Source organism: Burkholderia sp. Tr-20390 (assembly GCF_017104595.1).
Classification (GTDB): Bacteria; Pseudomonadota; Gammaproteobacteria; order Burkholderiales; family Burkholderiaceae; genus Burkholderia.
This window is the reverse complement of record NZ_JAAGPC010000274.1, coordinates 1-8,550: the sequence shown is the minus strand read 5'-3', so window position 1 is coordinate 8,550 and position 8,550 is coordinate 1. Positions and strand designations below refer to the sequence as shown.

At 68.4% G+C, this 8,550-nt stretch carries 7 protein-coding genes and 1 tRNA gene; 4 read left to right on the top strand and 4 right to left on the bottom strand.

The window, feature by feature from the left end:
* Positions 1–662: aminotransferase class III-fold pyridoxal phosphate-dependent enzyme (locus G3N98_RS36955; RefSeq protein WP_206150887.1), on the top strand; the 662-nt coding region annotated here is incomplete at its 5' end.
* A 95-nt stretch (positions 663–757) separates the two neighbouring features.
* On the opposite strand, the gene G3N98_RS36950 is transcribed toward G3N98_RS36955, so the two are convergent.
* A tRNA-Val gene (locus G3N98_RS36950) sits at positions 758–832 on the bottom strand.
* A 98-nt stretch (positions 833–930) separates the two neighbouring features.
* Positions 931–1,833, bottom strand: coding sequence for a LysR family transcriptional regulator (locus G3N98_RS36945; protein ID WP_206150886.1), 903 nt, complete (start codon positions 1,831–1,833; stop codon positions 931–933).
* Positions 1,834–2,006: 173 nt separating this feature from the next.
* Here G3N98_RS36945 and G3N98_RS36940 point away from each other — a divergent pair, with 173 nt between their 5' ends.
* From G3N98_RS36940 to G3N98_RS36930, 3 genes are all read left to right on the top strand, one after another.
* Positions 2,007–3,758: an acyl-CoA dehydrogenase family protein gene (locus G3N98_RS36940; RefSeq protein ID WP_206150885.1), complete on the top strand. Its 1,752-nt coding sequence runs from the start codon at positions 2,007–2,009 to the stop codon at positions 3,756–3,758.
* Complete coding sequence (locus G3N98_RS36935) at positions 3,755–4,957, top strand: CaiB/BaiF CoA-transferase family protein (RefSeq protein ID WP_206150884.1); 1,203 nt, start codon at positions 3,755–3,757, stop codon at positions 4,955–4,957. The genes G3N98_RS36940 and G3N98_RS36935 overlap by 4 nt, the downstream gene beginning before the upstream one ends.
* 156 nt (positions 4,958–5,113) lie before the next feature.
* Positions 5,114–6,532: an MFS transporter gene (locus G3N98_RS36930; RefSeq protein WP_206150883.1), complete on the top strand. Its 1,419-nt coding sequence runs from the start codon at positions 5,114–5,116 to the stop codon at positions 6,530–6,532.
* Between the two features lie 157 nt (positions 6,533–6,689).
* Here G3N98_RS36930 and G3N98_RS36925 read toward each other — a convergent pair whose 3' ends face one another.
* Together G3N98_RS36925 and argA are read right to left on the bottom strand one after the other, a co-directional pair.
* Positions 6,690–6,965, bottom strand: coding sequence for an oxidative damage protection protein (locus G3N98_RS36925; RefSeq protein WP_006478357.1), 276 nt, complete (start codon positions 6,963–6,965; stop codon positions 6,690–6,692).
* A gap of 49 nt (positions 6,966–7,014) precedes the next feature.
* On the bottom strand, positions 7,015–8,394 hold the full coding sequence (argA, locus tag G3N98_RS36920) for an amino-acid N-acetyltransferase (protein WP_069248380.1): 1,380 nt from the start codon (positions 8,392–8,394) through the stop codon (positions 7,015–7,017).
* Positions 8,395–8,550 lie beyond the last annotated feature (156 nt).

Below are 8,550 nucleotides of genomic sequence, written 5' to 3'. Positions count from 1 at the left end.
CGTCGACGTACTGGCCGGAAATCCAGCGGATCTGCCGCAAGTACGACATCCTGCTGGTGGCCGACGAAGTGATCGGCGGCTTCGGCCGCACCGGCGAATGGTTCGCACACCAACACTTCGGTTTCGAACCCGATCTCATCACGATGGCGAAGGGCCTCACGTCGGGCTATGTGCCGATGGGGGCGGTCGGCATTCACGAACGCGTGGCGCGGCCGATCATCGACAACGGCGAATTCAACCACGGCCTCACGTACTCGGGCCACCCGGTCGCGGCGGCCGTCGCGGTCGCGAACCTGAAGCTGCTGCGTGACGAAGGGATCGTCGAGCGCGTGAAGAACGATATCGGGCCGTATTTCCAGCGCCGGCTGCGCGATGCGCTGGGCGACCATCCGATCGTCGGGGAGATTGCGGGAGCGGGGCTGGTCGCGGGTGTTCAGCTTGCGCGCGACCGGGAGCGGCGCGAGCGGTTCGGTGCGAACGTCGATATCGGCACGATCTGCCGCGACTTCTGCTTCAACGGCAACCTGATCATGCGCGCGACCGGTGACCGCATGCTGCTGTCGCCGCCGCTCGTGATTCGCGAGGCGGAGGTCGACGAGATCGTCGACAAGGCGAAGCGCGCGTTCGATGCGACGGCGGAGCGGGTGGCGCGCGCGGAGTAAGTAAGTCGGCGCAGCATCGCGTGCTGCGCCGAGGAGCAAGCGCGCCACCAAAACGAAAAGGCCCTGCGTCGTGAGACGCAGGGCCTTGAATTCTTTGGTGGGCGGTACTGGGATCGAACCAGTGACCCCTGCCGTGTGAAGGCAGTGCTCTACCGCTGAGCTAACCGCCCAAAGAAGCTGAAATTATGTCAGGGCTTTGAGGGTCTGTAAAGCACTTTCTGCAAATATTTTTCAGATACCCGCACATACCTGCCAGCCGGCCGTTCGCTCAGCCTGCGAGCGCGGGCAGCGCGTCGATCGACGCGCGCACGTAATCCGCGAAGCGCAGCGCAACCGGCTCGGTGGTGCCGCTACGCTTCAGCGCGAGCGTGCGCGATTCGAGCGACGCATCCTTCAGCGGCCGGAACGCGAGCCGCTCGCTCTTTACCTGCTGCAGCACGCGCGGCACGAGCGCGATGCCCATCCCGAACTCGATCATCGACAGGATCGTCTGCCACAGCCGTGCCTCGTGGCGGATCAGCGGGCTGAAGCCGGCATTCACGCACTGCGCGATGATCAGGTCGTGGTAGTGCGGCGCCGCTTCGCGCGGGAACAGGATGAACGGCTCCGCGGCCAGTGCGGCGAGCGCGACCTGCCTGCGCCGCGCGAGCGGATGCGCGGCCGGCAGGCAGCACACGAACGGTTCCGCATAGACGAGCGTCGATTCGACCTCGGGCGGGAAGTGGCCCCAGTGCGCGTAGCCGAGATCGATCTGGCCGCGCTGGATCGCCTGCACCTGCGCCTGCGTGTTCATTTCGCTCAGCACGACTTCGACGCCCGGATAGTCGGCCTCGAAGCGTCGCACGGCATCCGGCAGCCCGCGATACAGCATCGAATGAACGAAGCCGATCCGCAGCCGGCCCGCGAGCCCCGACGCGGAGCGCACCGTCAGGCGTTCGGCCTCGGCCGCCTGCAGCAGCAGCCGGCGCGCTTCGCCGAGCAGCACCTCGCCCGCGTTGGTCAGCGCGACGGTCTTGTTGGTGCGCGAGAATAGCTGCACGCCGAGCGCGTCCTCGAACTTGCGGATGTCGAAGCTCAGTGCCGGCTGCGAGATGAACAGGCGCTTCGCCGCGCGCCCGAAATGCAGCTCCTCGGCGACCGCCACGAAGTAGCGCAACTGCCTCAGTTCCATCGTGTCTCCTCGCGGCGTCGGCATCGATAAGCGATATCTATCGTACCGGATAAATCCTGTATTGGACGCTTATCGATCGCGCGCCTACGCTCTGCGGAAGGCTTTGCACGGGACTGGCCGGGCGCCGCGGCGCCGCGCCCAGCCGACGTGCGGGCAACCCAGGAGACGCACGCATGAACGACACCGCTCGCACGCCGGACGCCGGCGCATCCAATATCCCCGACAGCCGGGGCATCAATTTCTTCACCGTCGATCCCGATCTCGGCGCGTTGCTGAAGCTGCATCTCGGCGATGCCCGCTATGCCGAGCTCGAGCCGCAATTGCGCGCGCTCGGCGCACGCGTGTCGGGCGAACTCGACGAATGGGCGTCGCGTGCAGACAAGCACCCGCCCGTGCTCGAGCATCGCAACCGGCGCGGCGAGGCCGTGCAGCGGATCGACAAGGATCCCGCGTATGTCGCGCTCGAACGCGTCGCGTATTCCGAGCTCGGGCTCGCGTCGCTGAGCCACGGATCCGACTCGGTGCCGCCGCTCGTCAAGTACGCGCTGACGTTCCTGTTCGTGCAGGCGGAATTCGGGCTGTGCTGCCCGGTCAGCATGACCGATTCGCTGACGCGCACGCTGCGCCGTTTCGGCGATCCGGCGCTCGTCGCGCGTTACCTGCCGATGCTTGCGTCACGCGACTTCGACACGCTGTACCAGGGCGCGATGTTCATGACCGAGCAGGCGGCGGGTTCCGACGTCGGCCGGATCGCGACGCGGGCGACGCGCGAGACCGGCGCGCATGGCGAGACCGTCTGGCGCCTGACCGGCGACAAGTGGTTCTGTTCGAACCCGGACGCCGATCTCGCGATGGTGCTCGCGCGGCCCGACGGTGCGCCGGACGGCATCAAGGGCCTCGCGCTGTTCCTGCTGCCGAAGACGCTGCCGGACGGCACGCGCAACCGCTACCGGATCGTGCGCCTGAAGGACAAGCTCGGCAGCCGTTCGATGGCGAGCGGCGAGATCGCGCTCGAAGGTGCACAGGCGTACCTGATCGGCGAGATCGGCCGCGGCTTTCACCAGATGGCCGACATGATCAACATGTCGCGGCTGTCGAACGGCGTGCGCGCGGCGGGGCTGATGCGGCGCGCGCTGAACGAGGCGCTGCACGTCGCCGCGCACCGCGAGGCCTTCGGCCGCAAGCTGATCGAGATGCCGCTGATGCAGCGCCAGTTGCTGAAGATGCTGCTGCCGGCCGAGGCCGCGCGCGCGATGTTCATGCAGATCGCGCTGCTGCTGCCGCAGGCCGATGCGGGCGACGAGCAGGCCGCGCGCTGCGTGCGGATCCTGACGCCGCTGATCAAGTTCCGCGCGTGCCGCGATGCGCGGCGCGTGACGGGCGATGCGATGGAAGTGCGCGGCGGCACCGGCTACATCGAGGAGTGGAGCGACGCGCGCATCGTGCGCGATGCGCATCTCGGCTCGATCTGGGAAGGTACGAGCAACATCGTCGCGCTCGACGTCGCGCGGGCCGCGCAGCGCGAGCACTCGCTCGATGCGCTGCGTGCGTTCCTCGGCGACCGCCTCGGTGCGGCGCCGCTGCCCGACGCGAGCCGCGCGGCGCTGCGGCGCATCCTCGCGCGTGCCTGCGACGCGCTCGCGCGGGTCGCTGACGAAGGTGACGACGCGCGCGTGCGGCAGGCCGCGTCCGCGCTGTACTACGCGAGTGCGGCCGTGCTGATGGCGTGCGAGGGCGTGCGGCTCGCGCCGGATTTCCGGCGGCTCGCGCTCGCGCATCTGGTCGTGCGCCACAAGCTGCTGCCGGTCGATCCGCTCGCACCGGCGTCACGCGACGACGAATCGCCCGCATACGCAGCGCTGCTGGGCGGCACGCCGATCGCGCTCGATACCGCGCTCGACCTGCTGCCGGAGGTCGAACGATGAGCACGACGCGTGGCGCACTGGACGGCCTGAAGGTCGTCGACCTGAGCCGCGTGCTTGGCGGCCCGTACTGCACACAGGCGCTCGCCGACCATGGGGCGACGGTGGTCAAGATCGAGCCGCCGGACGGCGACGAGACGCGCGGCTGGGGGCCGCCGTTCCTCGGCGATACCGCGTGGTATTTCATGGGCGTGAACCGCAACAAGGAAGGGCTCGCGCTCGACCTGTCGCGCGACGAGGGGCGCGCGATCCTGTGGCGGCTGCTTGAAGAGGCCGACGTGCTCGTCGAGAACTTCAAGCCCGGCACGCTCGCGCGCTGGGGGATGGACTACACGCGCGACCTGCAGCCGCGCTTCCCGCGCCTGATCCACTGCGCGGTGACGGGCTTCGGTGAAGACGGCCCGCTCGGCGGGCTGCCCGGCTACGACGCGGTGATCCAGGCGATGGCGGGGCTGATGAGCGTCAACGGCGAGCGCGACGGCGATGCGACACGCATCGGTCTGCCGATCGTCGACATGGTCACGGGCCTCAACGCGCTGGCCGGCATCCTGCTGGCGCTTGCCGAGCGCGAGAAGAGCGGGCAAGGGCAGTCGATCGACATCGCGCTGTACGACTGCGGCGTGTCGCTGCTGCATCCGCACCTGCCGAACTTCTTCGGCTCGGGGCGCGTGCCGGCGCGCAGCGGCAACGCGCACCCGAACATCGCGCCGTACGACAGCTACCGTACGGCGACCGTGCCGATCTTCCTCGCGGTCGGCAACGACCGGCAGTTCGCACGGCTCGTCGCGCATCTCGGCGTGCCGGCGCTCGCCGGCGATCCGCGCTTCGTCGACAACCGCAGCCGCTGTGCGCACCGGCCTGAACTGAAGGCCGAACTGGAAGCACGGCTCGCCGAGCATGCCTGCGAGCCGCTCGCACGCGACCTGATGGCGGCCGGCGTGCCGTGCGGGCCGGTGCGAACGGTGGCCGACGTCGCGCACGATCCGCATGCGCTGCACCGGAACCTGTTCGTCGAGATCGGTGCGTATCGCGGCACGGCGTCGCCGGTGAAGCTGTCGCGCACGCCGGCCACCTATCGTTCGCCGCCGCCCGCGCTGGGCGGCGACACGCGCGCGGTGCTCGAGCGCCTTGGCGTCGATCCCGCACTCCAGCAGCAACTGCTCGACGCCGGCGTGCTGAAGATCGCACCCGACCAGACGTGATCGACCGACGCGCGCGCCGGTGAGCATGGCCGGCCGACGAAACGGAACGTCAAGCAACGCAACGTCAAGCAACGCCGCCGGCCGGCGGCGCGATGCCGGCCACCCGGGAAAGGCGCGCGACAGTCGCGCCCCCGACACACCAACATGGAGACATCGATGAGCCGCCAGCAATCCCCGACTGCCGCGCCGCAACTGCGGCCCGGCCGCGCCGCCTTCGCGGCGTTCGTCGGCACCACGATCGAGTGGTACGACTTCTACATCTACGGCACGGCCGCTGCGCTCGTGTTCGGCAAGGTGTTCTTTTCGAGCACGATGGATCCCGGCGTCGCGACGCTGCTCGCGTTCGTCACGTTCTGGGCCGGCTTCGCCGCGCGGCCGCTCGGCGGCATCGTGTTCGGGCATCTCGGCGACCGCGTCGGCCGCAAGACCGCGCTCGTGATCACGCTGGTGATGATGGGGCTGGCCACGACGGGCATCGGCCTGTTGCCCGGCTATGCGCAGATCGGCGTCTGGGCGCCGGCCGGCCTCGTCGTGCTGCGCGTGCTGCAGGGCATCGCGGTCGGCGGCGAGTGGGGCGGCGCGGTGCTGATCGCGAGCGAGAACGCGCCGAAGCATCGCAGCATCCTGTATGCGGCGTTCGCGCAGCAGGGCTCGCCCACCGGCAACCTGCTGGCCACGGCCGCGTTCTTCGCGCTGAGCGCGCTGCCCACCCCGTCGTTCCTGATGTGGGGCTGGCGCATTCCGTTCCTGCTGTCGGCCGTGCTCGTGATCATCGGCATGGTGATCCGGCTGAAGCTCGAGGAGTCGGCCGACATGCAGCGCGTACTCGCGCGCAAGCGCACCGTGAAGCTGCCGCTGCGCGACGTCGTGCGCGATCACTGGGTCGTCGTGCTGCTCGCGGCCGGCACGCTGCCGGTGATCAACGTCACGTACTTCCGCAGCACGTTCGCGCTGTCGTGGGCGACCAAGGAGCTCGGTTACGCGCAGGGCACGTTCCTCGGCATCCTGTCGATCTCGCTCGTCGTGCAGTTCCTGATGCAGCCGGTCGGCGCGTGGTTCGTGTCGAAGGTCGACATGCGCCGCGCGATGTGCTGGATCCTGATTCCGGAAATCGTGCTGATGCCCGTGATGTTCCATGCGCTCGCAACGCGCTCGTACTGGGTGGCCGTCGCGGGCATGTGCATCTCGACGATTCCGTCGGCGATGTTCTATGGCGCGGTCGGCGGCGTGCTCGCGCGCGTGTTTCCGGCCAACATCCGCTACACGGGCCTGTCGCTCGCGTACCAGTTGAGCGCGCTCGTCGTCGGCGGCGGCACGCCGGTGCTCGCGCAGGCGATCCTCAATTCGACCGGCAGCATCGTCGGCGTCGCGGTCGCATCGGGGCTTTACGCGCTCGTGTCGCTCGTGTGCATGCTGGCGCTGCTGAATCGCACCGGGTATCGCGCGGACGAACTGTCGACGGCCGAACGCAGCGACGCGGCCGAATGGGGTACGGAAGGCGCCGCCGTTGACACCTCGGCCGGGGGTGCGGTCCCGCCGCCGGAGGATCGCGGCACGCTGAAGCCGGTGGCTTGAATCGGTCGGTGTGACCCGGCGGTATCGAATGCCCCGGCCGTGTCGCATCGCATCGGTTCGGATGCGCCAAAAGCAAACGGCACCGTGCGATGACACGGTGCCGTTTGTCGTTTCCCGCGAAGTGACCGGCGCGGCCGGCCGTCGCGAATGATGCCGGTCAGCCTTCCGTCGGCGGCACGTAGCCGGACGCCTGGTCCGCGCCGTCGCCGAAGAAGTACTTCTCGGTCTGCTTCATCAGGTACTGGCGCGCGCGCGGGTCGGCCATGTTCAGGCGGTTTTCATTGATCAGCATCGTCTGCTGCTTCAGCCAGCCTTGCCACGCTTCCTTCGAGACGCTCTCGTAAATGCGCTTGCCGAGTTCGCCCGGCAGCGGCGGGAAATCGAGGCCTTCGGCTTCCTTGCCGAGCTTCGCGCATTGGATCATTCGAGCCATCGTGTACTTCTCCTGTAATCGGACTGGGGGAGGGCAGTCGTGCCTGCGCTCAGAGCTGTTTCATCAGCACGAGCGACTTGCGCTGCCAGTTATAGAGTTTGCGGCGGTCTTCCGGCAGGTCGTCGACGCTGACCTTGACGAAGCCGCGCTTGAGGAACCAGTGCTCGGTGCGCGTCGTGAGCACGAAGATGTGCGTGAGGCCGCGCGCGCGGGCACGCTGCTCGATGCGCTTGAGCAGGCGTTCGCCGTCGCCCGAGCCCTGCGCTTCCGGCGCGACCGTCAGGCACGCCATCTCGCCGATCTTCTCCTGCTGGTACGGATACAGCGCCGCGCAGCCGAACAGCACGCCATCGTGCTCGATCACCGAGAAGTGGTCGATGTCGCGTTCGATCTGGTGGCGGCCGCGCCGCACCAGCGTGCCGTCCGACTCGAGCGGCTCGATCAGCGACAGGATGCCGCCGACGTCGTCCGGCGTCGCTTCACGCAGGCTCTCGAGGTTCTCGTACGAGATCATCGTGCCGACGCCGTCGTGCAGGAACAGTTCGAGCAGCATGCTGCCGTCGAGCGATTGCGGGATCAGGTGCGCCCGGGTCACGCCGCCGCGGCACGCGCGGATCGAATGCTTCAGGAAGAACGCGTCGTCGCCCTGGACGTTGCCGGAATCGAGCAGCTCGGCCGCCGCGTCGAGCGACATTTCACGCACCAGCTCGCCTTCGTCGTCGACGATGCCGGGCGCTTCGGTCAGGAAGATGATCTTGTCGGCGCGCAGCGCGATCGCGGCGGCCGACGCGACATCTTCCATCGACAGGTTGAACGCTTCGCCGGTCGGCGAGAAGCCGAGCGGCGACAGCAGCACGAGCTTGCGGCTCGCGAGCGAATGACGGATCGATTCGGCGTCGATCTTGCGCACGATGCCCGTATGCGCGAAATCGACCCCGTCGAGAATCCCCACCGGCCGTGCGGTCACGAAGTTGCCCGACACGACGCTGATGTGCGCGTGCGCCATCGGCGAGTTCGGCAGACCCTGGCTGATCGCGGCCTCGATGTCGAGACGCACTTCACCGGCCGCTTCCTTCGCGGATTCGAGCGCGCGCGCATCGGTGATGCGCAGCCCGTGCGAAAACTCGGATTCGACACCGTGCAGGCTCAGCTGCTCCTCGACCTGCGGGCGCGAGCCGTGCACCAGCACGATCTGGATACCCATCGCCTGCAGCAGCGCGATGTCGGACACGAGCGCATTCAGCAGCCCCTGCTGCACCACCTCGCCGCCGAACCCCACGACGAACGTGCTGTTGCGGAACTTGTGGATATAGGGCGCGACGGAGCGCATCCAGTCGACGAACTGCGCGTGGCTGGCGGTCGAGTCGTCGGCAGCCGGCGGTGTCGTGGCGCCGGTCTGGGCGGGAGGGAGGTCGGTTTGGGAATTCATGGGCGGGATTATAATGCGCCCCCATGTCGAATGTACCTAAAAGTCCCGCGCCGACGCGGGCCAAAGCGCCGTCAGCCCGGCACCCGGATGGTGCGGCCGATGCACGCCAGCAGCAGGGCCAGCCGCCGCGCCGGCCGCAGGAACAGCAGGCGGGCA

What these genes read in the sequence shown, in the direction of transcription:
- G3N98_RS36945 (WP_206150886.1), bottom strand. Translation starts at nt 1,833, where the DNA reads ATGGAACTGAGGCAGTTGCGCTACTTCGTGGCGGTCGCCGAGGAGCTG.
- G3N98_RS36940 (WP_206150885.1), top strand. Translation starts at nt 2,007, where the DNA reads ATGAACGACACCGCTCGCACGCCGGACGCCGGCGCATCCAATATCCCC.
- G3N98_RS36935 (WP_206150884.1), top strand. Translation starts at nt 3,755, where the DNA reads ATGAGCACGACGCGTGGCGCACTGGACGGCCTGAAGGTCGTCGACCTG.
- G3N98_RS36930 (WP_206150883.1), top strand. Translation starts at nt 5,114, where the DNA reads ATGAGCCGCCAGCAATCCCCGACTGCCGCGCCGCAACTGCGGCCCGGC.
- G3N98_RS36925 (WP_006478357.1), bottom strand. Translation starts at nt 6,965, where the DNA reads ATGGCTCGAATGATCCAATGCGCGAAGCTCGGCAAGGAAGCCGAAGGC.
- argA (WP_069248380.1), bottom strand. Translation starts at nt 8,394, where the DNA reads ATGAATTCCCAAACCGACCTCCCTCCCGCCCAGACCGGCGCCACGACA.